At 71.5% G+C, this 26,969-nt stretch carries 25 protein-coding genes; 6 read left to right on the top strand and 19 right to left on the bottom strand.

What is annotated here, in order from left to right; genetic code table 11:
- Positions 1–18 precede the first annotated feature (18 nt).
- From AC3ENQ_RS06485 to AC3ENQ_RS06475, 3 genes are all read left to right on the top strand, one after another.
- Positions 19–777: a winged helix-turn-helix domain-containing protein gene (locus AC3ENQ_RS06485; protein WP_431802859.1), complete on the top strand. Its 759-nt coding sequence runs from the start codon at positions 19–21 to the stop codon at positions 775–777.
- Positions 778–942: 165 nt separating this feature from the next.
- Entirely contained in the window at positions 943–1,923 is a 981-nt protein-coding gene (locus tag AC3ENQ_RS06480; protein WP_431802858.1) for a DNA-3-methyladenine glycosylase family protein, read from the top strand.
- Between the two features lie 98 nt (positions 1,924–2,021).
- The gene (locus AC3ENQ_RS06475; RefSeq protein WP_431802856.1) at positions 2,022–2,279 is read left to right on the top strand and encodes a hypothetical protein; all 258 of its coding nucleotides are present in this window, start codon (positions 2,022–2,024) and stop codon (positions 2,277–2,279) included.
- 44 nt (positions 2,280–2,323) lie between these two features.
- Here AC3ENQ_RS06475 and AC3ENQ_RS06470 read toward each other — a convergent pair whose 3' ends face one another.
- From AC3ENQ_RS06470 to AC3ENQ_RS06455, 4 genes are all read right to left on the bottom strand, one after another.
- Positions 2,324–3,079 carry an iron ABC transporter ATP-binding protein gene (locus AC3ENQ_RS06470; RefSeq protein ID WP_431802854.1) on the bottom strand — a complete coding sequence of 252 codons (756 nt, stop codon included), beginning with the start codon at positions 3,077–3,079 and terminating at the stop codon, positions 2,324–2,326.
- A complete protein-coding gene (locus AC3ENQ_RS06465) occupies positions 3,076–4,149 on the bottom strand; it encodes an iron chelate uptake ABC transporter family permease subunit (RefSeq protein ID WP_431802852.1) in 1,074 nt (357 codons plus the stop codon). Before AC3ENQ_RS06465 ends, AC3ENQ_RS06470 begins: the two co-directional genes overlap by 4 nt.
- Complete coding sequence (locus tag AC3ENQ_RS06460; protein ID WP_431803319.1) at positions 4,142–5,119, bottom strand: ABC transporter permease; 978 nt, start codon at positions 5,117–5,119, stop codon at positions 4,142–4,144. The genes AC3ENQ_RS06465 and AC3ENQ_RS06460 overlap by 8 nt, the downstream gene beginning before the upstream one ends.
- Before the next feature lie 62 nt (positions 5,120–5,181).
- Entirely contained in the window at positions 5,182–6,198 is a 1,017-nt protein-coding gene (locus AC3ENQ_RS06455) for a siderophore ABC transporter substrate-binding protein (protein ID WP_431802850.1), read from the bottom strand.
- Positions 6,199–6,277: 79 nt separating this feature from the next.
- Here AC3ENQ_RS06455 and AC3ENQ_RS06450 point away from each other — a divergent pair, with 79 nt between their 5' ends.
- Entirely contained in the window at positions 6,278–7,108 is an 831-nt protein-coding gene (locus AC3ENQ_RS06450; RefSeq protein ID WP_431802848.1) for a siderophore-interacting protein, read from the top strand.
- A 29-nt stretch (positions 7,109–7,137) separates the two neighbouring features.
- On the top strand, positions 7,138–7,839 hold the full coding sequence (locus AC3ENQ_RS06445; RefSeq protein ID WP_431802846.1) for a Pr6Pr family membrane protein: 702 nt from the start codon (positions 7,138–7,140) through the stop codon (positions 7,837–7,839).
- A gap of 35 nt (positions 7,840–7,874) precedes the next feature.
- On the opposite strand, the gene AC3ENQ_RS06440 is transcribed toward AC3ENQ_RS06445, so the two are convergent.
- A complete protein-coding gene (locus tag AC3ENQ_RS06440) occupies positions 7,875–8,054 on the bottom strand; it encodes a hypothetical protein (RefSeq protein ID WP_431802844.1) in 180 nt (59 codons plus the stop codon).
- Positions 8,055–8,421: 367 nt separating this feature from the next.
- Between AC3ENQ_RS06440 and AC3ENQ_RS06435 the strand changes: the two genes are divergently transcribed.
- The gene (locus AC3ENQ_RS06435) at positions 8,422–9,591 is read left to right on the top strand and encodes an RtcB family protein (RefSeq protein ID WP_431802842.1); all 1,170 of its coding nucleotides are present in this window, start codon (positions 8,422–8,424) and stop codon (positions 9,589–9,591) included.
- A gap of 68 nt (positions 9,592–9,659) precedes the next feature.
- Here AC3ENQ_RS06435 and AC3ENQ_RS06430 read toward each other — a convergent pair whose 3' ends face one another.
- The 14 genes from AC3ENQ_RS06430 to hydA all read right to left on the bottom strand — a co-directional run bounded on the left by AC3ENQ_RS06430 (position 9,660) and on the right by hydA (position 26,931).
- Entirely contained in the window at positions 9,660–11,753 is a 2,094-nt protein-coding gene (locus AC3ENQ_RS06430) for a S9 family peptidase (RefSeq protein WP_431802840.1), read from the bottom strand.
- A 41-nt stretch (positions 11,754–11,794) separates the two neighbouring features.
- Positions 11,795–12,625, bottom strand: coding sequence for an aldo/keto reductase (locus AC3ENQ_RS06425; protein WP_431802838.1), 831 nt, complete (start codon positions 12,623–12,625; stop codon positions 11,795–11,797).
- A 63-nt stretch (positions 12,626–12,688) separates the two neighbouring features.
- On the bottom strand, positions 12,689–13,525 hold the full coding sequence (locus tag AC3ENQ_RS06420) for a Cof-type HAD-IIB family hydrolase (RefSeq protein ID WP_431802836.1): 837 nt from the start codon (positions 13,523–13,525) through the stop codon (positions 12,689–12,691).
- 12 nt (positions 13,526–13,537) lie between these two features.
- Positions 13,538–14,200 (bottom strand): 2-phospho-L-lactate guanylyltransferase, encoded by a 663-nt coding sequence (locus AC3ENQ_RS06415; protein ID WP_431802835.1) that lies wholly within the window; start codon positions 14,198–14,200, stop codon positions 13,538–13,540.
- On the bottom strand, positions 14,197–15,198 hold the full coding sequence (fgd, locus tag AC3ENQ_RS06410) for a glucose-6-phosphate dehydrogenase (coenzyme-F420) (protein ID WP_431802833.1): 1,002 nt from the start codon (positions 15,196–15,198) through the stop codon (positions 14,197–14,199). Before fgd ends, AC3ENQ_RS06415 begins: the two co-directional genes overlap by 4 nt.
- Positions 15,195–16,748, bottom strand: coding sequence for a flavin-containing monooxygenase (locus AC3ENQ_RS06405; RefSeq protein WP_431802831.1), 1,554 nt, complete (start codon positions 16,746–16,748; stop codon positions 15,195–15,197). Before AC3ENQ_RS06405 ends, fgd begins: the two co-directional genes overlap by 4 nt.
- Positions 16,745–19,048: a 7,8-didemethyl-8-hydroxy-5-deazariboflavin synthase CofG gene (gene cofG, locus AC3ENQ_RS06400; RefSeq protein ID WP_431802829.1), complete on the bottom strand. Its 2,304-nt coding sequence runs from the start codon at positions 19,046–19,048 to the stop codon at positions 16,745–16,747. Before cofG ends, AC3ENQ_RS06405 begins: the two co-directional genes overlap by 4 nt.
- 140 nt (positions 19,049–19,188) lie before the next feature.
- Entirely contained in the window at positions 19,189–20,547 is a 1,359-nt protein-coding gene (locus AC3ENQ_RS06395; protein ID WP_431802827.1) for an aspartate aminotransferase family protein, read from the bottom strand.
- Between the two features lie 74 nt (positions 20,548–20,621).
- The gene (locus AC3ENQ_RS06390) at positions 20,622–21,800 is read right to left on the bottom strand and encodes an ABC transporter substrate-binding protein (protein ID WP_431802825.1); all 1,179 of its coding nucleotides are present in this window, start codon (positions 21,798–21,800) and stop codon (positions 20,622–20,624) included.
- 124 nt (positions 21,801–21,924) lie between these two features.
- On the bottom strand, positions 21,925–22,713 hold the full coding sequence (locus AC3ENQ_RS06385; protein ID WP_431802823.1) for an ABC transporter permease: 789 nt from the start codon (positions 22,711–22,713) through the stop codon (positions 21,925–21,927).
- The gene (locus AC3ENQ_RS06380) at positions 22,710–23,540 is read right to left on the bottom strand and encodes an ABC transporter ATP-binding protein (RefSeq protein WP_431802821.1); all 831 of its coding nucleotides are present in this window, start codon (positions 23,538–23,540) and stop codon (positions 22,710–22,712) included. The genes AC3ENQ_RS06385 and AC3ENQ_RS06380 overlap by 4 nt, the downstream gene beginning before the upstream one ends.
- Positions 23,537–24,427, bottom strand: a complete 891-nt coding sequence (locus AC3ENQ_RS06375; protein WP_431803317.1) for an ABC transporter permease — start codon at positions 24,425–24,427, stop codon at positions 23,537–23,539. Before AC3ENQ_RS06375 ends, AC3ENQ_RS06380 begins: the two co-directional genes overlap by 4 nt.
- 21 nt (positions 24,428–24,448) lie before the next feature.
- Positions 24,449–25,477 (bottom strand): TIGR03842 family LLM class F420-dependent oxidoreductase, encoded by a 1,029-nt coding sequence (locus AC3ENQ_RS06370; protein WP_431802819.1) that lies wholly within the window; start codon positions 25,475–25,477, stop codon positions 24,449–24,451.
- A gap of 11 nt (positions 25,478–25,488) precedes the next feature.
- Positions 25,489–26,931, bottom strand: coding sequence for a dihydropyrimidinase (gene hydA, locus AC3ENQ_RS06365; RefSeq protein WP_431802817.1), 1,443 nt, complete (start codon positions 26,929–26,931; stop codon positions 25,489–25,491).
- Between the last annotated feature and the right edge of the window lie 38 nt (positions 26,932–26,969).

The following is a 26,969-nucleotide window of genomic DNA, read 5'->3' as shown; positions in this document are numbered from 1 at the left end:
CCCGAAGGACTCGCTCCCATGTCGACCACCGCCCTCCTCACCCCGCCCGCCACCGCCGCCGCCACGCTTTCACCGGCTCGTCACCTGCACGCCGTCGATGTTCCGCTGGCGCCCGTGGCCACGGCTCCCGCCGCCCCGGCATCCGCCGCTCCGGCATCCGCCGGTCTTCCCGTCGGCACCGCGCCGCGCGGCTTCGCCCTCTATGTCGGCATCGATGAACTGAAGGCCGCCGCCGACGGCGTCTCGCTCTCGACGCTCGTCACCGCGCTCCGCCAGACCCTCGCCGAGCTCGCCCCGCACGCCGAGAGCCACGCGACCGTCGCCCTCGCCCCCGCCCACGCCGGCGGTCGCGACGTCGATGTGGTCCGCCTCGCGCTGCATGAGCCGTCGGCCGTCGCCCGTACGAAGGCCGACGAGCCTGACCAGGACCACGTCCCCGGCGGCGTCACGATCGACATCTCGCGCCGCCGCGTGCACATCGACGGCGAGAGCGCCGCGCTCACCTTCAAGGAGTTCGAGCTGCTGCAGTACCTCGTGCTCCGCGAGGGCCGCACGATCGAGCGCACCGAGCTCGTCTCGTCGCTGTGGAGCCACACCGACGACGGCGAGGCCCCGGGCGAGCGCACGATCGACGTGCACGTGCGACGCCTGCGCGCGAAGCTCGGCCGCTACGAGGACATCGTCCGCACGGTCCGCGGCATCGGCTACCGCTTCGACCGGCACGCCGACGTCGTCATCCGCTTCGGCCACGGCGCCCCTTCGCCCGACCGCTTCTGACCCCTGGGGCTCCGGCGGCGCTTCCGGGAGCTTGGGCGGCGTTCCCGAGCGTCGAGGTGCGGGTCTGCTCGCGAGGAACCCGAGCAGCGGCGGTGTATCGAGATCACCGCACCCCCGCCGGGCCCCCGCACCGCGATGTCGGTGGTGCTGACGTAGGGTGACGGCATGACGAACGGGGCGGCGACACGGATGCCGGGACGCACCGCAAGCCCCGCCCGCGACCCGCGCCCCCGACACGAACGCCCGCTCGAGAGCGAGTATCGCCCGCGGCATCCCCTCGACGCGCACCGCGCGATCGCGTATCAGCAGCGCGGCACCCACGATCCGGCACAGACGACGGTCGGCGGCGTGATCTGGCGCGCGAGCCGCACGCCCGACGGGGTGGCGACGCTCGCGATCCGCGTCGAGCGCACCCGCATCCGCGCCGCGGCGTGGGGCCCGGGTGCCGCGTGGGCGCTCGACCAGTTGCCGCGCCTGTGCGGCGCGGACGACGACCCCGCAGGGTTCGAGCCGCATCACCACCCCCTCATCGCCGAGGTGCACCGGCGTCACGCCGACCTCCGCCTCAGCCGCACCGACCTCGTGTTCGATGCCCTCGCGAGCGCGATCTTCGAGCAGAAGGTCACGGCGCTGCAGGCGTTCGGCGCGTGGCGGATGATCCTCACCTGGTGCGGCGAGCGCGCCCCCGGCCCCACCCCACGCCCGATGTTCGCCCCGCCCGCCGACTGGCGCCTCGTCCCCAGCTGGACGTGGCACCGCGCGGGACTCGAGCCGCCGCAATCACAGGCCGTCGTCCGGGCGGCGCGGCGACGCGCGTCGATCGAGGCGGCGGCGTCCGCGGCCTCTGACGGCGACGAGCGCGACGCGGTGTTCACGAGCCTTCCCGGTGTGGGTGCGTGGACGAGCGCGGAGGCGCGCATCCGCGCGTTCGGCGATGCGGATGCCGTGAGCGTCGGCGACTACCACCTCGCCCATCAGGTCGGCTACGCCCTCACGGGGCGTCGCGTGGACGACGACGGCATGGTCGCCCTGCTGGAGCCGTGGCGCGGACACCGCCAGCGGGTGATCCGGCTGATCGGGCTGAGCGGCGCGTTCGAGCCGCGGCGCGGTCCGCGCGTCGCGCCGGAGGATCACCGACGGCGCTGATCCGCCGCCCCGCCCAGGCTCGGCGACGGCGGATGCCTTGTGGGTGTCGGTGACCTGATCTCCGAGCGCGGCGTCGGCGCCGCACCTACAGTGGGGGCATGACCTTCGCAGGCGCAGACGAACCCGGCGACGACCCGCGTGGCTCCTCCGGCTGGCCGCGGGGCCGCTGGGGGTGGCTGTGGGGCACGGTCGTGCTCGTGGCCCTCGGCATCCTGTTCGGGCTCATCATGGGCAGCGTCTGGTTCGGACTGTTCGTCGCCGCGATCATCTCGATCGGTTGGCTGATCGCCTACGAATCGTTCCGCGGGCGCGCCCCGCACCGCGACGACCCGTGGGACGACGGCGCCCAGCTGTAGGGACGGCGGACCGCTCGCCCCGCTCGCCCCAGTTTCAGCCCGCCTCAGTAATAGACGGCGAGTCGCCCGCGGGGGCCGTCGACGACCTCGACGGGGGTCTCGAAGATCTCCGAGAGGACATCGCCGCGGATGATCTCGTCGGGCTCGCCGAAGGCGACGACCTGGCCGTCCTTCATGGCGCAGATGCGGTCGGCGTAGTGTCCCGCGAAGTTGATGTCGTGGAGCACCACGACGATCGTCCGCCCGAGCTCCGCCGCCGCACGGTGGAGGTGGCGCATCATCTGCACGGCGTGCTGGATGTCGAGGTTGTTGAGCGGCTCGTCGAGCAGGACGTAGTCGGTGTCCTGCGCAAGGACCATCGCGACGTACGCGCGCTGGCGCTGACCTCCCGACAGCTCGTCGAGGTAGCGACCTTCGAGCGCGCCGAGCCCGAGGAAGTCGATCGACCGGTCGATGATCGCCTCGTCATCCGCCGTGAGCCTGCCCTGCGAGTACGGGTAGCGCCCGAACCCGACGAGCTGGCGCACCGTCAGCCGCGTCACGAAGTGGTTCTCCTGACGGAGGATCGCGACGACCTTCGCGAGCTCGCGCGAACGGGTCGAGGCGACGTCATGGCCGCCGATCGAGATGCTGCCGGCATCCGCTTCGAGAAGCCGCCCGATCATGGTGAGCAGCGTCGACTTGCCGGCGCCGTTGGGTCCGACGAGCGCCGTGATGCCGCCCGCGGGCAGGTCGAGGGTGACGGGCCCGATCGCGACATCGGTGCTGTAGCGCTTCTCGACGGCATCGAGCGTGATCACAGGCGCCCCTTTCGGAGGAGGTAGACGAGGAAGAAGGTGCCGCCGACGATCTCGACGATGATCCCGACCGAACCCGCCGCGTAGAAGACGTGCTTCATGACGAAGTACGCACCTCCCAGAACGACGAACCCGACGAGCCACGACATCGCGAACATGCGGCGGTGGGAATACGTGTCGGCGAGCTGGTAGGTGAGCATCGCGACGAGGAACCCGAAGAAGGTCATGGGACCGATGAGCGAGGTCGACACCGCCATGAGCACCGATACCGCGAGGAGGGCCAGGATCGAGTCGCGCCGATGCGAGACGCCGAGACCCAGCGCGACCGGGCGTCCGAGGGCGATGACGTCGAGCCGGCGTCCGCCCCAGACGAGCGCGACGATCGCGAGCGCCGCGAGCGGCACGGCGTAGGGCAGGTAGGCGACGTCGGCGTTCGCGACCGAGCCGATCAGGCGCGCCGTGAGCAGGTCGAACTCCGTCGGGGTCAGCAGGCGCTGGAGGAAGGTCGAGAACGCGGCGAGCGCACCCCCGAGGATGATCCCGACGAGCAGCATGATCTGCACGTTCGCGTACTTGCCCGACAGGAGCCACCCGTAGAGGATGCCGGCGAACACGAGCATCAGCAGGATCTGCAGCAGGTACGCGCCGACGCCCTGCAGGATCAGCACGCCCGAGACGCCGAAGACGAAGATCATCGTCGTCGAGATCGCCGTGTAGAGCGACTCGAACCCGAGGAGCGAGGGCGTCACGATGCGGTTGCCGACGACGGTCTGGAACGTGATCGTGGCGATCGACTGGCAGCACGCGACGACGAGGATCACCGCGAGGCTCTCGACGCGCAGCTGCGCGATGCGCCAGAACCCGTCGCTGCCGGCGGGGGCGGGGTTGTCCCACGCGAGGATGCCGACGGCGATCGCGACGGCGGCGACGGCCAGGACGACCAGCAGCACGCCGTACCGGCGGGCACGCGCCCGCGACGGGAACGCACCGACGTGGCGCGCGGAGCCGGAGCGGGAGCCGGATGCCGAGGCATCCCTCGTCACCGCTGTCGTGAGCGTACGCGGATCAGGCACGACGACGCTGCCTCAGGAGGAGGGCGATGAAGGCGACCGAGCCGACCATCGCGAGGATCAGGGAGACGGGCACCTCGAAGGGCATGTTCACGACGCGCGCGAGGATGTCGCACGCGGTGATGAGCGCGACGCCGCCCAGCGCGACCCACGGCAGGTTCGAGCGGAGGTCGTCGCCGCGCATGAGCGAGACGACGTTCGGGACGATGAGCCCCAGGAACGGGAGGTTTCCGACGACGACGGTCACGACGCCGGTGGCGAGGGCGATGAGCATCGTCCCGATGAGGAGGATGCGCCGGTAGTCGAGCCCGACGCTCGTCGCGACCTGCTCGCCGAGGCCGGCGATCGTGAAGCGGTCGGCGGCGATGAAGATGATGACCACGACGATCAGGACGACCCAGAGAGGCTCGTAGTAGCCGCGCATGACCGAGGTGAACGACCCGGTGAACCAGATCGCCATGCTCTGGAGCATGTTGGTCGACAGGGCGACGTAGGTGGAGATCGCGCCGACGACGGCGCCGAGCATCATGCCGACGATCGGCACGATGATCGACGAGGTGAGCATGACCCGGCGGAGGAACAGGAAGAACAGCATCGTCCCGACGAACGCGGCGATGACCGCGCCGATCATCCGCGCCATGAGGGGCGCCTCGGGGAACAGCAGCATGACGAGCAGCAGTCCGAGCCCCGCCCACTCGGTCGTGCCGGTGGTCGTGGGCTCGACGAAGCGGTTCTGGGTGAGCATTTGCATCACGAGCCCGCACATCGCCATCGCCGCACCCGCGAGGACGAGCCCGACCGTCCGGGGGATGCGGGTCGCGAAGAAGACGGTGAGGCCGTCGGGATCGTTCCAGATGTCGTAGACCCCGACGAACAGAGACAGCGTCACGAGAGCGAGGACGACCACCACGCCGACCAGGAGCGGCCACGTGAAGAGGCGCTGGCGCGAACGCGGGCGCGCGCTGCGCGGCATCCGGTCGGGGATGCCGCGCAGCGCGGTGTCGCTCGGGGACAGCGGGATCACTGCTTCCGAACTCAGGAGGCGCTCTCAAGAGCGTCTGCGAGGCTGTTGAAGAACGTCGTGTAGGTGACGATGCCCTCATCGAGGTAGGTGCCGGCCGGCATGTACACGATGTGGCCGTTCTTGACCGCGGGGACGTTCTTCAGCACCGCGGAGGAGGTGAGCAGGTCGGCGGCGGGCGTGTACTCCTCGTCGGTGTTCGCGCTGACGCCCGCGTCGCGATCCATGACGAGGATCCACTCGGGGTTCGAGGCGGCGATCGCCTCGACCGAGATGTCGTCGCCCTGGTGGTCGGTCGAGCCGTCGCTCGACAGCGCCGGGGTGAGGGCGAGGATGTCGAACACCGGGCCGAGCGTGCGGCCGGTCGAGGGGGCAGCGTAGTTGATCTCGCCACCGGAGGTGATGACGCCCATGACGGACTGACCGTCGTACGCCTTCTTCACGCGCTCGACCGACTCGTCGTAGTCGGCGACGAGCTTCGCCGCCTCGTCCTGCTTGCCGAACACCTCGCCGAGGACCGTGACCTGACGCTTCAGCTCGTCGCCGAAGTCTTCGCCCTCGCGCGGGTCGAGTTCGATGATGGTCGCGTTGGGTGCGAGCGTCTGGAGCGACGCGTAGTGCGACGCGAAGCGCTGACCGTTGATGATCAGGTCGGGGTCGGCGGCGACGACGGCCTCGAGGTCGGGCTCGCCGTGGTTGCCGAGGTTGATGACGCCCGAGCCGTCCTTCTTGTACGACAGGCCCGCGGGGAAGATGTCGAGCGGTGCTGCGACGACGTCGATGCCCCAGCTGTCGAGCACCGAGATCGTCCGGTTGTCCGTCGCGACGACGCGCTGGGCCGGCAGGGCGACCGTCTGCTCGCCGTGGTTGTCGGTCACGGTGACCGAGGTGGCCTCCGCGGTGGCCGAGGGGCTGGCGGCCGGCGCAGCGGCGGACGAGCAGCCTGCGAGGCCGATCGCGGCGGCGGCGGCGATCGCGACGAGGGCCATGCGGGAGGCGGGACGAAGACGAGTGCGGTGCGAAGAAGGCATGCGTGACGTATCTCTCGGTGAGTGTGCAGGGGATGCCGGTCGACGACGCGTCCGGCTTGGTTAGGCTAACCTAAGAATGATGAGCACGTCGACTTCACCCCCCGAACCCACCGCCGAGACCACTCCCGCCTTCCGCCTCGAACGGCAGGGCCTCGACCTCCGTTTCCGCGCCGTCCGGCTCGCGGCCCGCGAGTGGATCACCCCCGAGTACGTCCGCGTCCGCCTCGAGGGCGACGACCTCCGCGGCTTCACATCGCTCGGCTCCGACGACCACATCCGCGTCTTCTTCCCCGCAGGTCCCACCGAGTCGGTCGAGGAGCTGCGCGCCGCCCCGAGCCGTGAATACACGCCGCTCGCGTGGGACGCCGACGCCGGATGGCTCGATCTCGAGTTCGCGATCCACGGGGCATCCGACGTGCACAGCGCCGACGGCGTCGGCGCCGTGTGGGCGGCGTCGGCGGAGATCGGCGCCTTCGCGGGCGTCGGCGGCCCGCGCGGGTCGATGGTGGTCACCGGCCGCCCGGACGCGTGGTTACTCGCGGGAGATGAGACCGCCGTTCCCGCGATGCGCCGTTTCGCGCAGCTGATGGATGCCGAGGCCACCGGCCGCATCCTCGTCGAGGTTCCCGACGCCGCACGCGAACTGCCCATCGACGCGCCCGCGGGCGTCGTCGTCGAGCAGGTCCACCGGGGCGATGCGCCCGCCGGCTCGGCCCTGGCAGCCCGCATCGACGCGCTCACCGCGGACGACCGCCCCGCCGGTGACGTCTTCGGCTTCATCGCAGCCGAGCAGGCGATCGTCAAGCCCGGCCGGGCGCTGCTTCTCGACCGGTGGGGCCTGGCATCCGACCAGATCGTGGTCAAGGGCTACTGGAAGCGCGGCGAGGCCGAGTACCACGCCCCGCATTGAGGCCCTCGCGGGCGCATACGATGGAGGGCATGGCCTTGCCCTATCGCGCCCTCGCCTTCGCGTATCGCGCGGTGGCCTCGCTCGTCATCCTGATCGGCATCGCCCGCGTCACGGGGCTGTGGAGCGCCGACCCGTCGTGGTCGTCGTTCCTCTTCTTCACGGTGCAGAGCAACGTGCTGTGCCTCGTGTGGATGGTGTGGTCGGCGATCGTGACCGTCCGCGACATGCAGACGAAGGGCTGGTACGGCTACTCCACGCCGTCCGCGCGCGGTGAGGGCTTCGTCATGATGGCGATCACCGTGACGATGCTCATCTACCTGATCGTCCTGGTGCCGTACTTGTTCGAGCAGCCGGGCGCGAGCGAGCCGTTCAGCCTCACCGACAACCTCGTCCACATCATCTGCCCGGTGCTCGTCATCGTCGACTGGTTGCTGTTCATTCCCAAGGGGAGTTTCCGGAAGATCGACCCCGTGCTCTGGGCGATCATCCCCTACATCTATCTGATCTTCGCGTTCACGTATGGTGCGCTCGGCGGCGACTTCGGCGGCGGCGCCCGCGTGCCCTACCCGTTCATGGACGTCGAGGCGAACGGCGTCGGCGGGGTCATCGCGTGGATCGTGGGCCTCACGATCGCCCTCATCGCGGTCGGCTACGTCTACTACGTCATCGACCACGGCCTCGCGCGGCTCGACCAGCGGCGCATCGCAGCGAAGCGTTCTGCCGCCGCCTGACGACGGCTCGCGGCGGACGGAACAGGCGCGCGCCGTCAGGATGCCGGGGCTTCCTCGTCCTCTTCGGGGTTGAAGTTCGACGGCTCGTCGGTGTGACCCGCGGCGACGCCGTCGGGGTCGGGCGGGATGGTGCCTTCTTCGCCGAGGCCGCCGGCCTTGCCCGTGACGTCGGTGTCGTCGGCATCCGGCTGGCCGCTGTCGTTCTGCTCGCTCATGGCGTTCGTCTCCTCCGGCGGCGCGGTGCGGGCCGCCTCTGCGGCCACGATACGGACGCGGGATCGGGCGCGAACCAGGGTTGACGATGGGCGCGCCGTACCGCTAGTGTCGCAAGGCTGTGCCGACACCGGCACGACACGAACCGGAGGATCACGACGATGGCGCACCTGCGCACTCTCCCCGCAGCGGAACTGGTGAAGCCCGAACTGGGCAACCCCCAGAACCGCTACGAGTCGTACCCTCCGGCGCGAGCCGTCTGACGCCGCCACCGTCACACGCCCCGCACCGCAAGGTCCGGGGCGTTTTCGCGTGTGCCCTCTCCGCATGCCGAGCCTTTCGGACCTCTCCACAACAAGGAAAGGAATCATGGAGAAGCTCACGAACCGGCTGCTCAGCTGGGCGAGCGTCATCGACGAGAAGACCGTCGCGCAGGCGCTCACCTCGTCGCGCATGCCGTTCATCTACCCGCATCTGGCGCTCATGCCCGATGCGCACCTCGGCAAGGGGGCGACGGTCGGATCCGTCATCCCGACGCTCGGGGCGATCATGCCGGCGGCCGTCGGCGTCGACATCGGGTGCGGGATGATCGCCGTCCGCACCCAGTTCACGAAGGCGCAGCTCGTGGCGCGCGATCTCGGCGCGCTGCGAGAGGCGATCGAGCGCGCGATCCCGCTGTCGGCGGGCCGGGACAACCGGAAGGTCGTCGCCACCGCCGAGCCGCGGGTCGCCGAACTCGAGGACCTCGCCGCCGCGAAGGAGTTCGATCCCGCCCGCTACGCGGGGCACTGGCGGCACCAGCTCGGGTCGCTCGGGTCGGGGAACCACTTCATCGAGGTGTCGGTCGATGAGACGGATGCCGTGTGGATGTTCCTCCACTCGGGCTCCCGGGGCGTCGGCAACAAGATCGCCACGCACCACATCGCGCTCGCGCAGCGGCTCGCGAAGCAGTGGTGGATCGAGCTGCCCGACCCCGATCTCGCCTACCTCGTCGAGGGGACGGAGGAGTTCCGCCGGTACATCGCGGAGCTGCGCTGGGCCCAACACTTCGCGCTCCTCAACCGCGAAGAGATGATGGACCGGGTGGCGCGTCAGCTCTCCGAGGCGATGGGTGAGGACGTGATCGAGCAGGAGCGGATCAACTGCCACCACAACTTCACCGAGAGCGAGATGCACTTCGGGAAGCGTGTGTGGGTGTCGCGGAAGGGCGCGATCCAGGCGGATGCCGGGCGGCCCGGGCTCATTCCGGGGTCGATGGGCACGGCGTCGTACGTCGTGTCGGGGCTCGGCAACCCGCTGTCGCTGAACTCGTCACCGCACGGCGCCGGCCGGGAGTACTCGCGGTCGGCGGCGCGGCGGACCTTCACGCACGCGCAGCTGCGCGCGGCGATGGAGGGGATCGAGTTCCGTGACACGGATGCCTTCATCGACGAGATCCCGCAGGCGTACAAGCCGATCGATCAGGTCATGGCGGATGCCGCGGATCTCGTCGAGATCCGGCACACGCTCCGCCAGCTCGTCAACGTGAAGGGCGACTGACCGGCGGGGCCGCAACCCTTCGGTGATCGAGTGCCGGCGCTGCGCGTCGGCACTCGATCACCGAGGCCTCAACCGAGAAGGCGCGGACGCTCGGGCCCCTCGCCCAGCACGTGCTCACCCAGGAAGCCGAACACGGTCTCGTACCAGACCTTCGCGTGCTGCGGCTCCAAGACCCAGTGGTTCTCGTCGGGGAAGTACAGGAACCGGTGCGGCAGCGACCCGTCCTCGGCGGCGAAGTGCTCGTTGAGCTCCGACCACAGGCGCAGGCTCTCGCCGATCGGCACGCGGTAGTCGCGGTCGCCGTGGATCACGAGGAGCGGCGTCACGATGTCGCGGACGAACCGGTGCGGGGAGTTCTCGATCATCGCCTCGGGGGTGAAGATCCGCTGCCAGTAGCCGGAGTGGTCGGTCGTCCCGGCGAACTGGTCGAGTGCCCACAGGCTCGCGTGGGTCACGATCGCGCGGAACCGGTCGGTGTGCCCCGCGACCCAGTTGGCCATGTAGCCGCCGAACGACCCGCCCATCGCCGCCGTGCGGGTCTCGTCGATTTCGGGGCGGGCCTCCACGGCATCCGTGATCGCCATCAGGTCGGTGTAGGGGGCGGCGCCCCACGCGTTCCAGCCGCGGGCGATGAAGTCGAGCCCGTACCCCGTCGACAGGGCCGGGTCGGGAAGGAGCACGGCGTACCCGCGGGCGACGGCGAGCTGCGGGCTCCACCGCCACGACCACGCGTTCCAGGAGTTCAGCGGCCCGCCGTGGATCCACAGCAGCAGCGGCGCGGGCGTCTCCGCTGAGGCCCCACGCGGGGTCAGCAGCCACCCGCGCACGCGCGCGCCGTCGGCGGCGGTCGTCTCGACCTCGGTCATCTCGGCGGCCGGGGCCGGCATCGTGACGGGGCTGCGCAGCGCGGTGACCGTGCCGTCGCGCGAGACGCGCACCGCGTGCGGCGGCGTCATCCAGTTCGAGCGGAGCGCCGCGAGGTCGCCGGTGGCGGCATCGACGTCGACGTGCGTGTAGGTGAAGTCGTCGCGAACGAGCGTCTCGACCTCTCCCCCGTCGAGCGGCACGCGGAAGATCGGTCCGCGTCCGTCGTCGTCGGCCGTCACGATGAGCGCGGTGTCATCGGTGTCGAAGCGGATGCCGGTGGGCCAGCGGTCCCAGCCGTCGGCGATGCGCCGGGCGCCCTGCCCGTCGATGTCCGACACCCACAGCTCCTGGTCCGACGGCGCGTCGGGCGACCCCATCGCGGCTTTCACGAAGACGAGCGTCCGGCCGTCGTGGCTGATCGTCGGGGCCTCGAAGAACGTGTCGGGCTCGTCGAAGAGCACGCGCTGCGCGCCGGTCGCAGTGTCGATCGCGACGATCCGGTAACGCGAGTCGCGCCCCTGCGCCACGCGGAGCGACGCGATGAGGGTCGCCCCGTCGGGGGTGAGCGCGAGTCCCGCATCGTCGGCGTCGCGTCCGCGGGCCAGCAGGCGCGGCCGGGGGAGCGTCGTCGGATACGGCGGCGGGAGCGTGACGGCATCCTTCCCCTCTGCGCCCTCGTCGGCCTCGGCCTCCTCCTCCAGCACCGCGATCGTGTCGGCGAGCGCCGAGAGATCCAGGGTGTGGAGGGCGGGCGTCGCGGGCCCGAGGTCGTGATCCCAGTACCGCACGGGGTACGCGTCATGGAGGATCGCCTGGACCTTGTGCTTCTTCCGGTCGGCGCGGAGCACCGCGTCGGCCTCGATGTCCTCGGCGGCGGGCAGGAGCGGCGCTCCGAGCACGATGCGGTCGGATGCCTCGGCCACCGTGACGCCCGAGACCCCGCCCGCGAGCCGGGTGACGGGGCGCGCCTCGCCACCCGCGGCGGGCAGGAGCCACAGCTGCGCCTGCTCCGGGTCGTCCTCGGCTTCGACGTCGGCGCGCGCCGAGACGAAGAGCACGTCTCCGGAGGCGGTGAAGGATGCTCCCGCCTCGCCCTTCGCCGAGCGCGTGAGGCGCACGGGCGGCGCGTCACCGGTGACGGGGATCTGCCACAGCGAGCGCTCGTAGGCGGTCTTGTCCTTGCCGAGGGTCGCGATCGTCAGCACGGCGCGCGTCCCGTCGGGCGAGAGGGCGAGCGCTTCGATGCGAGGGAGGGCGATGTAGTCGTCGAGGGAATCGAAGGGGGTGTCAGCCATCACCCCACGCTATCCCCTGAGCGACCCGCGTCGGCCGCCGGTCACATCTCCTCGTGCGTCTCCGGGTCGCCGCCCCACAGGCGCCCGCGCTCGAGGCCCGAGATCGCGGCGAGCTCGGCATCCGTCAGCAGGAATCCGAACACGTCCGCGTTCTCGACCTGCCGGGCGGGCGTCGCCGACTTCGGGATCGGGGTCGAGCCGAGCTGCGTGTGCCAGCGGAGGACGACCTGCGTGGGGGTGACGCCGTGGGCTGCGGCGATGCCGGCGATGACCTGCTCGCTGAGCAGCTCGCTCCGGCGGGCGAGCGGGCTCCAGCTCTCGGTGCGGATGCCGCGGCTCGCGTGGAAGGCGCGGAGCTTCGCCTGCGGGAAGTACGGGTGCATCTCGACCTGGTTGACGGCGGGAGTGACGCCCGTCTCGTCGATGAGGCGCGTGAGCATCGCTTCGGTGAAGTTCGAGACGCCGACCGCGCCGACCTTGCCCTCGCCCTGCAGCGCGATCATGGCGCGGAAGGTCTCGACGTAGCGGTCGACGCTGGGGTTCGGCCAGTGGATGAGGTACAGGTCGATGCGGTTGAGGCCGAGCCGCTCGAGCGAGGCGTGCGCACTGTGGATCGTTTCCTCGTAGCCGTGCTCGCGGCCGGGCACCTTCGTCGTGACGATGAGCTGGTCGCGGATGCCGCTGCGGCGCACCGCCTCGCCCACCTCGCGCTCGTTCTCGTAGTTGACGGCGGAGTCGAGCAGCCGGTAGCCGTTCTCGATCGCCGAGACGATGGCCTGCGTACCCTCCTCCCCCTGGAGCTTGTACGTGCCGAAGCCGAGCTGCGGGAAGACCGTGCCGTCGTTGAGGGTGACCGTGGGAATCGTGACCATGCCCTCCACGCTACGCCGGTCGCGGGCTCCGCGGGCGTCGGAGGGGCGGGGTCTCCGGGGGCCTCAGTCGCGCCCGAGGAGCTCCTCGATCACCGTGATCACGCCTGCGTCGGCGTTCGACGGAGCGCGGTAGCGGGCGGCGGCGACGATGTCGGGGTGGGCGTCGTCCATCGCGAACGACCACTCCGCCGCCTGCAGCAGCTCGAGGTCGTTGAGGTAGTCGCCGAAGGCGGCGGTCTGGGCGGGAGTCACGCCGAGCGCTTCCTGCAGCGCCCGAAGCGCGACGCCCTTGTTGACCGTCCGGTTCATGATGTCGACCCAGTGCAGGCCCGAGACGACCACCTGGTGCGTCGCGGCGGCGTCGGCGAACGCGGGCGCGGTATGCGCTTCGCCGCCGTCATGGTCGTAGATCGCGAGCTTCAGCACCTGGTCGTCGACGGCGAGGAGGTCCGGCACGACCTCGAGCTTCGCGTAGTACTTCTCCACCTCGGCGACGAAGTCGGGATCGGTCTCCTCGATGTAGGCCGACCTCTTGCCGCAGACGACGAGACCCGCTCGGAGCGCGCCGCCCGCGACGAGGTCGCGCAGGCGCGTCACGACGGATGCCGCGAACGCCGGATCGACGGCATCCGAGGACACCTCGACGTCGCCGCGGACGACGTACGCCCCGTTCTCGGCGATGTAGTCGAGTTCGCCGCCGGCGCCTGGCTCACCCGCTGAGACGCCCGCGAACATCCGCTGCAGAGTGGCGAGCTGACGCCCGCTCGCGGGGGCGAAGGCGATGCCGCGCTCGCGCAGCCGCTCGAGGAGGGGCCAGATGCCCGCCGGGATCGACCCGTCCGGCAGCAGCAGGGTGCCGTCCATGTCGACGGCGATGAGGCGGATGTCGGGCGCGATCATGGCTTCATCCTTTCAGCCCGCGTGCGTTCGGCGAGGCGCGGCGAGCGCGGCGGTGCGGGGGCCGACGCGGCACGCGACGTCCGCCAGTTGCGCAGGTGTGTCGAGGTCGCAGCGCAGACCTGAGTCCGCGGCCACCTCGAGCGGGTGAAACCCCAGGTCGACGTGGCGGGCGAAGGATGCCGGACCGTACGCCGACACCCAGGGCACACCGGCGACCGCGGTCAGGAGGGTCGTGCCGGTGCCCTCCGCGTCGGCGACGACGGCGCGCGGATGGGCCGCGGCCGCCTCCAGCGCCGCGCCGAGCTCGGCGGGCGCCAGTGCGGCCAGGTCGGCGGGGAGTGCGGCGCGACGCGCAGCCGCCCCGACCGTCGCCGCGGCCCGCGCGAGCGCGGCATCGACCCCGGAACGCCTCGCCCCGTCGGCAATGGCCTCGCGCACCACCTCGACGCCCTCCGGCATCGCGCGCCGGACGTCGTCACCGGCCGTGACCACGACGACGCGGCCGACCCCGGGTGTGGCGCACACGGCATCCAGCGTGTCGAGCGCGATCGCCCGGGCGAGCGTCGCGCGATGCAGGCCCTCCGGCCCGAAGCGCGTCTTCCCGACCGCGAACGATGCGATCGGGACGAGGACCGTCCAGCCGGCATCCCGGGCCGTCCCCGGACCGCCGCTCACCCGAACCGCTCCCGCAGGCGGGGCAGGATGTCGCGGCGATAGCGCTCGAGGAACGCCTGCTGGTCGTCGCCGGGGTCATGGAAGACGAGGTGTGTGAACCCGAGGTCGACGTACTCCGCGATGCGGTCGACGTGCTCGTCGGGGTCGGTCGAGACGATGAAGCGCGACGCGACGCGCTCGATCGGCAGCTCCGCGGCGCGCGCCTGCATCTCGCGGGGGTCGTGGATGCCGGTCTTCTCTTCCGGCGTCAGGGCGAGCGGCGCCCAGAACCGCGTCCGCTCGCGAGCCTCGACGGGGTCGGGGTGGTACGAGACCTTGACCTCGATCATCTTCTCGACGGCCGTCTGCGGGCGCCCGGCTTTGTCCTCGCCCTCCGCGACGGCAGGGAGGAGCGTGTCACGGTAGAGGCCCATCCCCTTGCCGCTCGTCGTGATGAAGCCCCCAGCGACGCGCCCCGCGAGGCGGGCTGCGGCCGGCCCCGCGGCGCCGATGTAGATCGGCACCGGCACGTCGGGACGGTCGTAGACGGTCGCGTCGGTCACGCGGTAGTAGGTGCCCTCGAAGGTGACGCGCTCGTGATCCCAGAGCTCCTCGATGAGCGCGATCGCCTCCTTGAGCCGCTGGAAACGCTCGGGCGGGTCGGGCCACGTCGCCCCGAGCGTCACCTCGTTGAGGGCCTCGCCGGTACCGACGCCGAGGATCACTCGATCCGGGTAGAGCACGCCGAGCGTCGCGAACTCCTGGGCGATGACGGCGGGGTGGTAGCGGAAGGTCGGTGTCAGGACCGACGTGCCCAGGAGAACGCGGGAGGTGTGCGCGCCGATCGCACCGAGCATGGGGATGGATGCCGGAGAGTGCCCGCCCTCGTGCATCCAGGGTTGGAAGTGGTCGGAGACGAACACCGAGTCGAACCCGGCGGCCTCCGCGGCGACCGAGTCGGCGAGCAGGCGCGTGGGCCCGAACTGCTCGGCCGAGGCCTTGTATCCGTAGCGCATCATCGCCGTCCTCCTCCGATGGGGGCCGTGCGGCCCGTGATCTCGCGCACGCCCGCGGCGAGCACGACGTCGAGATCGTCGACGGTGCCCGGCCACAGGAGCGCCGTGCGCCCCGACCGGTCGTCGAGGTACCAACTGTCGCACCCGCCGAGCCACGACGTGCCCGCGGTGCGTGCGTCGATGTCGCGGGCGAAGGATGCCTCATCCTCCGCGTCGGCCCGGAGGACACGCGAGGCAGAGGGCGCCCGCGGCTCGGGGTCCGTGGCCGCGACCGGCGCGGCCAGCAGGTCGCGCACGAAGGCCGCCTGCCGCTCCAGGACGAGGATCGCGGAGGTGTGCGCGAGGGCGGCGTGGGGGCCCCCGAGGATGAAGAGGTTCGGGAATCCGGCGACCATCGTGGTCCAGGCGGCGGTCATTCCCCGGGCCCAGTGGTCGGCGAGCGGGGTGCCGCCCTCTCCCCGCACCCACTCGGCGTACGCCGGGCGGGAGGCCTCGAAGCCGGTCGCGAGGACGAGCAGGTCGATGCCGTCGTGGTGCGCGCCGCTCGCGGCGGTGAGCCGGTCGCCGTCGGCCGCGACGAGGGCCGAGGGTTCCAGGGTCGCCCGGCCGGCATCGAAGACGGGGTAGAAGTCGTCGGACAGCGCGACGCGCTTGCAGCCGAACGGATAGTCGGGGGTGAGCGCGGCGCGTAGCCTCGGCTCGCGGACCTGCGCGGCGAGGTGGGCGAGCGCGGCGGCACGCGCGTCTGCGGCATCCTCGCCCGCGACGCCCGCATCCGCGCCCCCGGCATCCGCGCCCGCGACAGCCAGCCCCGCGCGCGCGGCGAACCGGGCGTCCTCCCCCGCGCGCGCCTCGGCGCGGAGGGCCACGACCGCAGCGGGATCGGCGGCGAGCGCCGTCCGCTCGGCCGCGTCGTACGTGCGCCCGCCGCGCGGGAGGATCCACGCGGCCGAGCGCTGGAACACGGTGATCTCGGCGCCGCGCCGGGCGAGCTCGGGCACGACCTGCACGGCGCTCGATCCGGTGCCGACGACGGCGACGCGGCGCCCCGCGACGTCGAGCCCCGGTCGCCAGCGCGCGGTGTGGACGACCTCGCCGGCGAAACCCGCGAGGCCCGCGATCTCGGGGATGCGGGGCTCGGTGAGGCGACCGGTCGCGAGGATCAGGACGTCGGCCGACTCCGGCGTGCCGGCCGTGCCCTCCAGGCGCCACCGCGACCGCGAGGCATCCCAATCGGCGCCCGTCACGACCGCGCCGAACCGGATCGAGGGTCGCAGCCGGGTGCGGTCGACGACGTCGTCGAGGTAGTCGCGGATCTCGGCGCCCGGGGCGAACTCGGCGCTCCAGCCGGGGTTCGGATGCCGCGCGAGGCCGTAGAGGTGCGCGGGCACGTCGCATGCGACCCCGGGGTAGGTGTTGTCGCGCCACGTTCCTCCGACGCGGTCGCCGCGCTCGAGGACGACGACCTCGTGGCCGGCCTCGCGCAGCTCGAGCGCAGCGGCGATGCCGGCGAACCCAGCGCCGACGATCGCGACCTCGACGTGGCCGGTCATGCGGCCGTTCCCGGACGGCGGGCAGCGGGCGGCGTCCCGTAGTCGGTCGTCCGCTGGCGGAGGCGCCGCGACAGGCTCGCCGCGAGGCGGGCGGCGTCGGCGAGCGGCAGCTCGAGGCCGTCTTCGACCCCGGCATCGGGGCGCACGCGCCCGTCGAGGAGCGTGCCGCCGAGGTCGTCGCCGCCGGCGCGCAGGAGGTCGGCGGTGCGCGCGCGACCGTGCCGCGTCCACGGGATCTGGAGGTGCCGGATGTCGGCGCCGAGCATCAGCCGCGCGGCCGCGACCATCGCGCGGTGCTCGTCTTCCGTCGAGGCGCCCCGGGGGTGCGCGGGGGTGGGAAGCGGGATCGGCACGAACTCGGTGAAGCCGCCCGTCTCCCGCTGGAGGTCCCGCAGCCGCACGAGGTGCGCGACCCGGTCCGAGACCTGCTCGACGTGTCCGTAGAACAGCACCGAGGTCGAGCGGAGCCCCGCGCGATGGGCCGCGGTGACGATCTCGGTCCAGCGGTCGACCTCGAGATCACTCGGCGCGACCCGGGCGCGGATGCCCTCGTCGAGCACCTTCACGCCCGTGCCGGGAATCGTGTCGACGCCCGCCGCGCGCAGCTGCCCGAGCGCCTCGTCGAGGCGGAGCCCGCCGCGGTCGCACAGGTCGGCGATGTCCTGCGGGCGCCAAGCGTGCAGGTGCAGCGTGGGAGCTGCGGCGCGGACCGTCCGGATGAGATCGAGATACAGCTCCGGGTCCTCGTCGGCGGGGATCCGCCCCTGGACGCACACCTCGGTGGCGCCGAGGTCCACGGCATCCTCGGCGATCAGGACGGCGTCGGCGATCGTGACATCGCCCGGCTCGCGCGCGACGCGGCGGAGGGAGGTGGTCGTGAGGTTCCGGTTGACGACGATCGAGACGGTGTCGCCGATCGTGAAGCGGCGGAGCTCGTCGGCCGCCGCGACGAGACGGCTGAGATCGTCGCCGGTCGCGGTGAGCAGGCGCTCCCACTCGTCCGGCGCGACGGTGTCGGCATCGACGGCGGCGCGCTCCAGCAGGGAACGGATGCCGGAGCCTCCGTGCCCCTGCGCCGACACCCGGCCGCGCACCACGTCCACCGGATGCGTTGCGGCCGCGTGCCCGGCCGCCGCGAGCCCGTCGTCTGCGGCCAGCCTCCGCACGGCGCTCTGCAGCGCCGGGTCGATCCACCGCTCGGCATCCCGCACGTACTCCGGATGGGCCGTCAGCCGCTCGCGCAGGGTGAACCCGGCGCCGGCGGTCGCGGCGGCGAGGTCGTCGAGGTGCGGCCAGGGCCGCTCGGGGTTGACGTGGTCGGCGGTGAGCGGCGACACTCCGCCCCAGTCGTCGACACCGGCGGCGAGGAGGAGGGCGAGCTCGCCCGGATCGCTGAGGTTCGGCGGTGCCTGGATGCGCATGTCGGGCCCGAGGACGAGCCGTGCCACGGCGACGGCCGCGAGGTAGGAGTCGCGATCGGCGTCGGGCGCGCCGGCCATCGCGGTGCGCGGCTTCGCGCGGAAGTTCTGGACGATCACCTCCTGCACGTGCCGGTAGCGGGCGTGCAGGTCGCGGAGCGCGAAGAGCGAGCGCGCCCGATCGGCGAGGGTCTCGCCGATGCCCACGAGGATGCCGGTCGTGAAAGGGATCTGCGCGGCACCCGCGTCGGCGATCACCCCGAGGCGGAGGTCGGGGTCCTTGTCGGGCGATCCGTAGTGGGCGCGACCGGGCTCGGTGAAAAGCTCCCGCGACGTCGTCTCGAGCATCATCCCCATCGACGGGGCGACGGGGCGGAGCGTCGCGAGCTCGGCCGGCGTCATGACGCCGGGGTTCGCGTGGGCGAGCATGCCCGTCTCGGCGGTGATGAGCGCGGCCGCATGGGCGACGTAGTCGATCGTCGAGGCGAAGCCGTGCGCATCGAGCCAGGCGCGCGCCTCGGGCCAGCGCTCCTCGGGGCGGTCGCCGAGCGTCAGCAGGGCTTCCTTGCAGCCCTGCGCGGCGCCCGCGCGCGCGAGGCGCAGGATGCGCTCGTCGTCGAGGTACAGCGGTGCGCCGGCGCGCCGAAGCTGCGCCGGGGTGTCGACGAACGCGCAGTAGTGGCACCGGTCGCGGCACAGGGTCGTCAGCGGCAGGAAGACCTTCCGCGAGTACGTGATCGTCGCCGGTCTCCCCGCCCGGACGAGCCCCTCGTCGCGGAGCGCCGCCGCCCGCGCCATGAGGTCGTCGAGCGCCGCGCCGGTCGCCCCGAGGAGCCCGGTCGCCTGTTCCTCGGTCACCACCCCCGCCACGGCGCCGGTCACGGTCGCCGCCCGTTCGCAACTCCGGAGATCCGCGCGCTTCCGAGCCGCATGACGCGCTTCGCGCGCCGAGGCGCGCGATTCTCCGGAGTTGCGAACACGGAGGCGGTGCGAGTCATGGGGGCGAGAAGCGGGAACGGGGCTCAGAGCGCGAGCGCGAGCGCGAGCGCGAGGACCTCGTCGTAGGCGGCGACGGCCTCGGCGACCTCGTCGGCTGTGACGGTGCACGGTGGGACGACGTGGATGCGGTTCTCGGCGGTGAAGGGCAGGATGCCGCGGGCCAGCAGCTCCTTGCGAAGCGTCGCGACCGCGGGAGCCGGCAACGGCTCGCGGGTCTCGGGGTCGGCGACGAGGTCGAGCGCCCAGAAGACGCCGACGCCGCGCGCCTCCCCGACGACGGCGTGCTTCTCGGCGAGCTCGGCGAGCGCCGGGGCGAGCACGTCCTCGCCGATGCGGCGGGCGTTCTCGACGATGCCCTCGGCCTCCATCGCGTCGAGCGTCGCGACGATCGACGCCGCGGCGAGCGGATGCCCCGAGTAGGTGAGGCCGCCGGGGAAGACGCGGTCGTCGAAGGTCGCGGCGATCTCGTCGGAGATGATGACGCCGCCCACCGGCACGTAGCCGGAGTTCACACCCTTGGCGAAGGTGATGAGGTCGGGGACGACGTCGTGGTCTTCGAACGCGAACCACCGCCCGGTGCGCCCGAACCCGGCCATCACCTCGTCGAGGATGAGGATGATGCCGTACCGGTCGCAGAGCTCCCGGACGCCCGCGAGGTAGCCGGGCGGCGGCACCAGGATGCCGGCGGTGCCGGGGATCGACTCGATGAGGATGGCGGCGATCGTCTGCGGCCCCTCCGACTCGATCACGCGGCGCAGGTGCTGCAGGGCCCGCGCGCACTCCTCCTCGGGGCTGTGCGCCCAGAATTCCGAGCGGTAGAGGAACGGCCCGAAGAAGTGGACGTGACCGCGGGCGTACTGGTTCGGCATCCGTCGCCAGTCGCCGGTCGCGACGATCGCGGCGCCCGTGTTGCCGTGGTACGAGCGATAGGTCGAGAGCACCGTGTCTCTCCCCACGTCCCCCCGAGCCGCGCAGTGCAGGCGCGCCATGCGGATCGCGTTCTCGTTGGCATCCGCTCCCCCGTTGGTGAAGAAGACCTTGTGGAATCCTTCCGGGGCACGCGCGACGATCCGCGCCGCGGCCTCGCCGCGCGCGAGGTTGGCGTTGGCGGGGTTCACGGTCGTGAGGATCTCGGCCTGCTCCTTGATGCCGGCGACGACGGCGGGGTGCTGGTGGCCGATGTTCACGTTGACGAGCTGGCTGGAGAAGTCGAGGTACTCGCGCCCGGAGTGGTCCCAGACGCGCGTTCCCGACCCGCCGGCGATCACGAGCGGCGAGAGCGCGGCCTGCGCCGACCAGGAGTGGAAGACGTGCGCGCGGTCGAGCTCGAGGGTGCGGGCGTCGAGGTCCGTGGCGGTGCCGAGATCGGAGGTGGTGCTCATGCGGTGTTCCTTGACTGTCGTGTGCGTGCGGTCGCCGGGCGGGAGTGCGGCCTCGCCCGGCGACCGCCCGGCGCTTACTGGCCGCCCTTGGTGAGGGTGACCTCGATCGGCGTGTAGTCCCCGTCGACGGTGATCCCCTCCTCCTTGAGCTCGGCGAGCGCCTTCTCGATGTACTCGTTCGAGTATGCCGAGGATGCGGGCTCTTCGGTGATGAGATTCAACCCGTCCTGGTTCTTCGCGGCGAGCGCACCGGCGACGGTCTTGTCCCACGCGCCGGAGTCGACCACGCCGAAGTCGCCGCCGGTCCAGATGAGCTTGTTGACCTCGTTCATCTGCCACAGCTGGTGCACGGGGCCGACGGGGAAGGCCTGCACGCCCGGCGCGGTCGCGGCGGTGTAGGTGATGTCCGCGGCCTCTTCGGCGTTGTCGCGGGCGTACACCCAGCCCTTCGTCACGGCCTTGAGGAAGCGCACGGCGGCGTCGGCGTAGGCCGGGTCGTCGGCGAGGCGCTTCGTGTCGGCCCAGATGGCGTCCTGGAGCATGGCACCGGCGGTGTCCTCGTAGGAGATGACGTTGATGTCGTCCATCGTGTAGAGCTCGCCGGTCTCGGGGTTCTCGGTCTCGAGCAGCTGGGCGAGCTCGTTGTAGGTCATCGCCTGCGCGGCATCCACGTCTCCGTCGAGCAGCGCGTTCATGGAGAAGTCCTGCGTCGTGATCGAGACCGTGGTCGAGTCGAGGCCCTTGTCGGCCATGGCCGCGAAGATCTCCCACTCGTTGCCGAAGCCCCACGAGCCGATGCGCTTGCCTTCGAAGTCCTCGACTGCTTCGATGCCCGAGTCCTTCCACGACACCTGGGTCGTGCCGGACTTCTGGAACACCTGCGCGATGTCGGTGAGTTCGACGCCCTGCGCCTCGAGGGTGCCGAGCACCTTCGGGACCCACGCGACGGCGAAGTCGACGTCGCCGGCGACGAGCGCGTCCTGCGGGACGATGTCGCCGCCGGAGGGCACGATCTCGACGTCGTCGAAGCCCTCCTCCTCGAAGTAGCCCTTCTCGAGGGCGACGTAGTAGCCGGCGAACTGCGCCTGCGGCAGCCACTGCAGCTGCAGCTTGAGGGAGGTGAGCGGAGTGAAGTCCTCGCTGTCGCCCGACGACGACGGCTCATCGCCGCCGCCGCTGCACGCGGAGAGCGCGAGCGAGGCGACGACGAGAGCGGAGGCGGCGACGAGGCCGCGGCGGATGCTGTGTCTCATGCTGGTCCTTTCGGGTTTCGGATGCCTGTGGTGCGGGTGCTGCGGTGGTGCGAGTGGAGCGGTGGAACGTGTGATGCGGGTGGTGCGGGCCGACGTCGCGACGACGCGGGCCGTGCCGGGCTCGTCAGGGCGACGAGGACGGCACACGCCTCGCGACGAGGCGCTCGAGCAGCGTCGTCGCGAGGAAGAAGACGAGTCCGATGAGGATGCCGCCGAACACGAACGCCCAGGCGAGCGCCGCGCGCCCCGACTTCGTGTACGTCGCGATCGCGGTGCCGATGCCGTCGGCGGGTCCCCCGAAGTACTCCGCGACGAGGGCGGAGATGACGGCGAGGGATGCCGCGATGCGGATGCCGGTGACGATGTAGGGCACCGCGGCCGGCAGCGTGAGGTGGCGGAAGGTCTGCCCCGACGTCGCGGCCGTCGCCCGGAACAGGTCGCGCTGGACGGGCGTGGTCTGCCGGAGGCCGCGGAGGGTGTTGACGAACACCGGGACGAACGCCGCGATGCCCGCGACCGCCTGGCGGCCGAACTGGCTCGACGCCCCGAACATCGTGTTCAGGATCGGCGTGATCGCCACGATCGGCACAACCGCGAGGGCCGCGAGGAGCGGGGCGACCATGCCGTCGACGGGGCGGAACGCGGCGGCGAGCGCGGCGAGCGCGATCGCGAGCACCGAACCGACGACGAGTCCGATGAGAGCGTTCGTGCCGGTGACGGCCATCGCCTCCCCGATGATGCCGAAGCGGAGGACGAACTCCTCGGCGATGGCCGCCGGCGAGGGCAGCATGCGCGGCGCGGAGCCGGAGGCGACGAACGCCGACCAGGCGACGAGACCGAGCACCCCGACCGCGATGGGCGCGGCGATCTTCGCCCACGAGGGCGGGGTCCAGGCATCCGTTGCCGTACTCATCGTTCGTTCGCTCTCGTGAGCGGCGCGCCGTGCAGCGCCTCGCGCACGGCGGTGACGCGCGCGAAGTAGGCGGGCGACTCCCGCAGCGTCTCGTCGCGCGGGCCGTCCGCGCGCGTATCGACGACGTCGGTGATGCGACCGGGGCGGGGGCTCATGACGACGACCCGGTCGGAGAGGAAGACCGCCTCGGGGATCGAGTGGGTGACGAAGACGACGGCGGCGCCCGTCTCGGCGGCGATGCGGGCGAGCTCGCCCTGCAGGCGCTCGCGGGTCATCTCGTCGAGCGCGCCGAACGGCTCGTCCATGAGAAGGAGCTTCGGGCGCGCGGCGAGCGAGCGGGCGATCGCGACACGCTGCTGCATACCGCCGGAGAGCTGGTCGGGGTACCGGTCTGCGAAATCCTCGAGCCCGACGAGCGCGAGGAGCTCATCGACGCGCGCCGCGCGCTCGGCGGCGGCGGTCTTGTGCAACTCCAGCGGCAGCGCGATGTTCGCCGCGACCGTCCGCCACGGGAGGAGCCCCGCCTGCTGGAACGCGATGCCGTAGTCCTGGTCGATCCGCGCGCGGCGGGCGGGCTTGCCGAAGATCTCGAGCGTGCCCGAGGTCGGGGCATCGAGGTCGGCGATGAGGCGGAGGAGCGTCGACTTGCCGCAGCCCGACGGTCCGATGAGGGAGACGAACTCGCCCGCCGCGACGTCGAGGTCGACGCCGGCCAGCGCCGTCACCTCACCGTCCTTGGTCGAGAAGACCTTGCCGACGCCGGCGGCGTGGACGGCCGCGGTCGGGTCGCCCACGGCGGGGGTCAGGAGGGCGGTCGGGGTCGTCATGCGGTCTCCTCGCTGCGACGGTAGACGGAGAGGCCGCGACCGAGCAGCGCGACGCCGCCGGCTGCGATGAGGCCGATCGCGATCGTGCCGAACGTCGGCCCCCAGGGCGCGGCGGGGTCGGACGAGGCCTGCCCGGCGAGCTGGATGAGCATGCGCCCGATGCCGCCGCGCATGCCGATCGACACCTCCGCGACGACCGCGCCGACGACCGCTCCCGCCGCCGCGAGCCGGAGCGCTGGGAGGAGGTACGGGACGGCTGCGGGCAGGCGCAGCGTGCGGAGGGTCTGCCCGTACCCGGCGGCGTAGCTATGCATGAGGTCGAGGTGGATGCGGTCGGGCGCGTTGAGCCCTCGCAGCATGCCGATCGCCACGGGGAAGAACGCGAGGTACGAGGCGATGACGGCGACCGAGAGCCACTGCGGCCACGGGATGCCGGAGCGGTCGAGCTGCCCGCCGATCGCGTTGACGATCGGGGCGAAGGCGATGAGCGGCACGATCTGGCTGACGACGATCCACGGCAGGAGGCCCCACTCGGCGAGACGCCACCGTTGCATGAGGATGCCGAGGAGCGCCCCCACGACGACGCCGATGAGCCACCCGAGCGCCGCGAGCCCGAGGGTCAGTCCCGCTGCCTGGATGACGGTGAGGATGAGCGGCGGGGTCGACCCGCCGCTCGTCGGCTCGAACAGCCGCGCGATCATGTCGGTGATGTGCGGCATCGCGCGATCGTGCGTGCGCGGGAGGAGCATGATCTTCGACCCGGTGGTGCCGTCGCCGCCGACCGCGAGCCCCTCGGCGGGACCGATCGCCTTGTAGAGCTCCCACACCGCGGCGACGGCGAGCACGCCGACGACGCCCCAGAGGGTCGCCTGCGTGCGCTTCGGCATCCGCTTCACGTGGCCGCTCCCCTACCGCTTCGCCGTCAGCGGAGGGTTCAGCGCGGGGATGACGGTCTCGCCGTAGACGCGCATCGTCTCCTCCTTGTTGTCGTGCTGGAGGTACCCGGCGAACTGCGTCACGCCGATCGCGCGGAGCGCCTCGAGCTTCGCGATGTGCTCGTCTGCGGTGCCGAGGATGCAGAACCGCTCGACGATCTCGTCGGGCACGAAGTCGACGTGGTCGTTGTGGCTCTTGCCGTGCGAGTTGTAGTCGTAGCCGGTGCGGCCCGCGATGTAGTCGGTGAGCGCGGCGGGCACGTCCGAGCCCGACCCGTACTTCGCGACGATGTCGGCGACGTGGTTGCCGACCATGCCGCCGAACCAGCGGCACTGCTCGCGCATGTGCGCCCGCACCTCGGGGGTGTCCTCGCCGATGTACGTGGGGGCGGCGACGCAGAACGCGATCTCGTCGGGGTCGCGTCCGACGTTCGCGGCGGCGTCGCGGACGACCTGGATCATCCACGCGGCGATGTCGAGGTCGGCCAGCTGCAGGATGAACCCGTCGCCGACCTCGCCGGTCAGCTTCAGCGCGAGCGGACCGTACGCGGCGACCCAGACATCGAGCTCCGACCCGCGGCTCCACGGGAACTGCAGCGTCGCGCCCTTGTATTCGACGGCGCGCGAGTTGCCGAGCTCGCGGATGACGTGGATCGCCTCGCGCAGCTCCTTCAGCGTCGTCGGCGTGCCGTTCGTGACCCGCACCGCGGAGTCCCCGCGACCGATGCCGCAGATCGTGCGGTTGCCGTACATCTCGTTGAGGGTGGCGAAGACGGATGCCGTAACGGTCCAGTCGCGCGTCGCAGGGTTCGTCACGAACGGTCCCACGGTGACGCGCTTGGTCTCGTTCAGGATCTGCGAGTGGATGACGTACGGCTCCTGCCAGAGCAGGTGCGAGTCGAAGGTCCAGACGTGACTGAAGCCGTGCGCCTCGGCGAGCTTCGCGAGCTGCACGGTCCGCGCCGCGGGCGGATTCGTCTGCAGGACGACACCGAAATCCATGCCGCCTCCCCTCACACCAGGTACTGCGACAGGCCGCGCTTGATGTAGCGGCCGTCGCCCTTGGCGCCGACGTAGTTCCCGGCATCCGCCACGATCTTGCCGCGGGAGATGACGGTGTCGACGTGGCCGTCGATCTCGAACCCCTGCCACGCCGAGTAGTCCATGTTCATGTGGTGGACGCGGCCCTCGCCGATGCCGATCGAGGTGTGCCCGTTCGGGTCGTAGACGACCACGTCGCCGTCGGCGCCGGGCTGGATGACGCCCTTCTTGCCGTACATGCCGAACATGCGCGCCGGCGTCGTGCTCGTCAGCTCCACCCACCGCGGCAGCGTGATCTGGCCCGTCACGACCCCCTGGTACATGAGGTCCATGCGGTGCTCGACCGAGCCGATGCCGTTGGGGATCTTCGAGAAGTCCCCGATGCCCATGTCCTTCTGGCCCTTCATGCAGAACGGGCAGTGGTCGGTCGACACCATCTGGATGTCGTTGGTGCGCAGCGACTGCCACATGTGGTGCTGGTGGCCCTCGTGCTTCGAGCGCAGCGGCGTCGAGCACACCCACTTCGCACCCTCGAAGTCGCCCCACTCCTCGCTCGATGCGCCGAGCTGGTCCTCGAGCGAGAGGTAGAGGTACTGCGGGCAGGTCTCGCCGAAGATGTTGAGGCCCCGGTCGCGGGCCGCGGCGATCTGCTCCACCGCCTGCTTGGCGCTCACGTGCACGACGTAGAGGGGCGCTCCGGTCAGGTCGGCGATCATGATCGCGCGGTGGGTGGCCTCCTCCTCTGCCTGCCACGGGCGCGTCGTGCCGTGGAAGTAGGGGGAGGTCTCGCCGCGCGCGAGCGCCTGCTGCACGAGGACGTCGATCATCGCGCCGTTCTCGGCGTGCATCATCATCATCGCGCCGTTGTCGGCGCCCTTCTGGAACGCGCGGAGGATCTGCCCGTCGTCGGAGAGGAACACGCCCTTGTACGCCATGAAGAGCTTGAAGGACGTGACGCCCTCGGCGATGAGCTCGTCCATCGCCGTGAGCGACGAGTCCTGCACGTCGGAGAGGATCTGGTGGAATCCGTAGTCGATCGCGCAGTTTCCCGCGGCCTTCTCGTGCCAGACGTGGTACTGGTCGAGGATGTTCTCGTGCGGGTACTGCACGACGAAGTCGACGATGCTCGTCGTGCCGCCGATGGCCGCCGCGCGCGTGCCGGTCTCGAACGTGTCGGAGGCGAACGTGCCGCCGAAGGGCATCTCCATGTGCGTGTGCGCGTCGATGCCGCCGGGGATGACGTACTTGCCCGTCGCGTCGACGACCGTATCGACGGATGCCGCGAGGTCGTGCCCGAGGAGCGTCGACCCCGGCGCGAGGACCGCGGCGATCGTCTCGCCGTCGATGAGGACGTCGGCCTGGCCGGTGCCGGTCGCGTTGACGACGGTTCCGCCCGTGATGAGTGTCGTGGTCATGATTCCTCCCGGTCGCCTTTCCGGTCGTTGAGCGAGGG

It is taken from the genome of Microbacterium sp. bgisy203, assembly GCF_057706945.1.
This window is presented reverse-complemented; position numbering and strand designations above follow the sequence as displayed.

Bases quoted from the DNA above. Each gene is read 5' to 3' on its own strand.
- AC3ENQ_RS06485 (WP_431802859.1), top strand. From the start codon at position 19: ATGTCGACCACCGCCCTCCTCACCCCGCCCGCCACCGCCGCCGCCACG.
- AC3ENQ_RS06480 (WP_431802858.1), top strand. From the start codon at position 943: ATGACGAACGGGGCGGCGACACGGATGCCGGGACGCACCGCAAGCCCC.
- AC3ENQ_RS06475 (WP_431802856.1), top strand. From the start codon at position 2,022: ATGACCTTCGCAGGCGCAGACGAACCCGGCGACGACCCGCGTGGCTCC.
- AC3ENQ_RS06460 (WP_431803319.1), bottom strand. From the start codon at position 5,119: ATGCCGCGCAGCGCGCGCCCGCGTTCGCGCCAGCGCCTCTTCACGTGG.
- AC3ENQ_RS06455 (WP_431802850.1), bottom strand. From the start codon at position 6,198: ATGCCTTCTTCGCACCGCACTCGTCTTCGTCCCGCCTCCCGCATGGCC.
- AC3ENQ_RS06450 (WP_431802848.1), top strand. From the start codon at position 6,278: ATGAGCACGTCGACTTCACCCCCCGAACCCACCGCCGAGACCACTCCC.
- AC3ENQ_RS06445 (WP_431802846.1), top strand. From the start codon at position 7,138: ATGGCCTTGCCCTATCGCGCCCTCGCCTTCGCGTATCGCGCGGTGGCC.
- AC3ENQ_RS06440 (WP_431802844.1), bottom strand. From the start codon at position 8,054: ATGAGCGAGCAGAACGACAGCGGCCAGCCGGATGCCGACGACACCGAC.
- AC3ENQ_RS06435 (WP_431802842.1), top strand. From the start codon at position 8,422: ATGGAGAAGCTCACGAACCGGCTGCTCAGCTGGGCGAGCGTCATCGAC.
- AC3ENQ_RS06430 (WP_431802840.1), bottom strand. From the start codon at position 11,753: ATGGCTGACACCCCCTTCGATTCCCTCGACGACTACATCGCCCTCCCT.
- AC3ENQ_RS06425 (WP_431802838.1), bottom strand. From the start codon at position 12,625: ATGGTCACGATTCCCACGGTCACCCTCAACGACGGCACGGTCTTCCCG.
- AC3ENQ_RS06420 (WP_431802836.1), bottom strand. From the start codon at position 13,525: ATGATCGCGCCCGACATCCGCCTCATCGCCGTCGACATGGACGGCACC.
- fgd (WP_431802833.1), bottom strand. From the start codon at position 15,198: ATGATGCGCTACGGATACAAGGCCTCGGCCGAGCAGTTCGGGCCCACG.
- AC3ENQ_RS06405 (WP_431802831.1), bottom strand. From the start codon at position 16,748: ATGACCGGCCACGTCGAGGTCGCGATCGTCGGCGCTGGGTTCGCCGGC.
- AC3ENQ_RS06395 (WP_431802827.1), bottom strand. From the start codon at position 20,547: ATGAGCACCACCTCCGATCTCGGCACCGCCACGGACCTCGACGCCCGC.
- AC3ENQ_RS06390 (WP_431802825.1), bottom strand. From the start codon at position 21,800: ATGAGACACAGCATCCGCCGCGGCCTCGTCGCCGCCTCCGCTCTCGTC.
- AC3ENQ_RS06385 (WP_431802823.1), bottom strand. From the start codon at position 22,713: ATGAGTACGGCAACGGATGCCTGGACCCCGCCCTCGTGGGCGAAGATC.
- AC3ENQ_RS06380 (WP_431802821.1), bottom strand. From the start codon at position 23,540: ATGACGACCCCGACCGCCCTCCTGACCCCCGCCGTGGGCGACCCGACC.
- AC3ENQ_RS06375 (WP_431803317.1), bottom strand. From the start codon at position 24,427: ATGCCGAAGCGCACGCAGGCGACCCTCTGGGGCGTCGTCGGCGTGCTC.
- AC3ENQ_RS06370 (WP_431802819.1), bottom strand. From the start codon at position 25,477: ATGGATTTCGGTGTCGTCCTGCAGACGAATCCGCCCGCGGCGCGGACC.
- hydA (WP_431802817.1), bottom strand. From the start codon at position 26,931: ATGACCACGACACTCATCACGGGCGGAACCGTCGTCAACGCGACCGGC.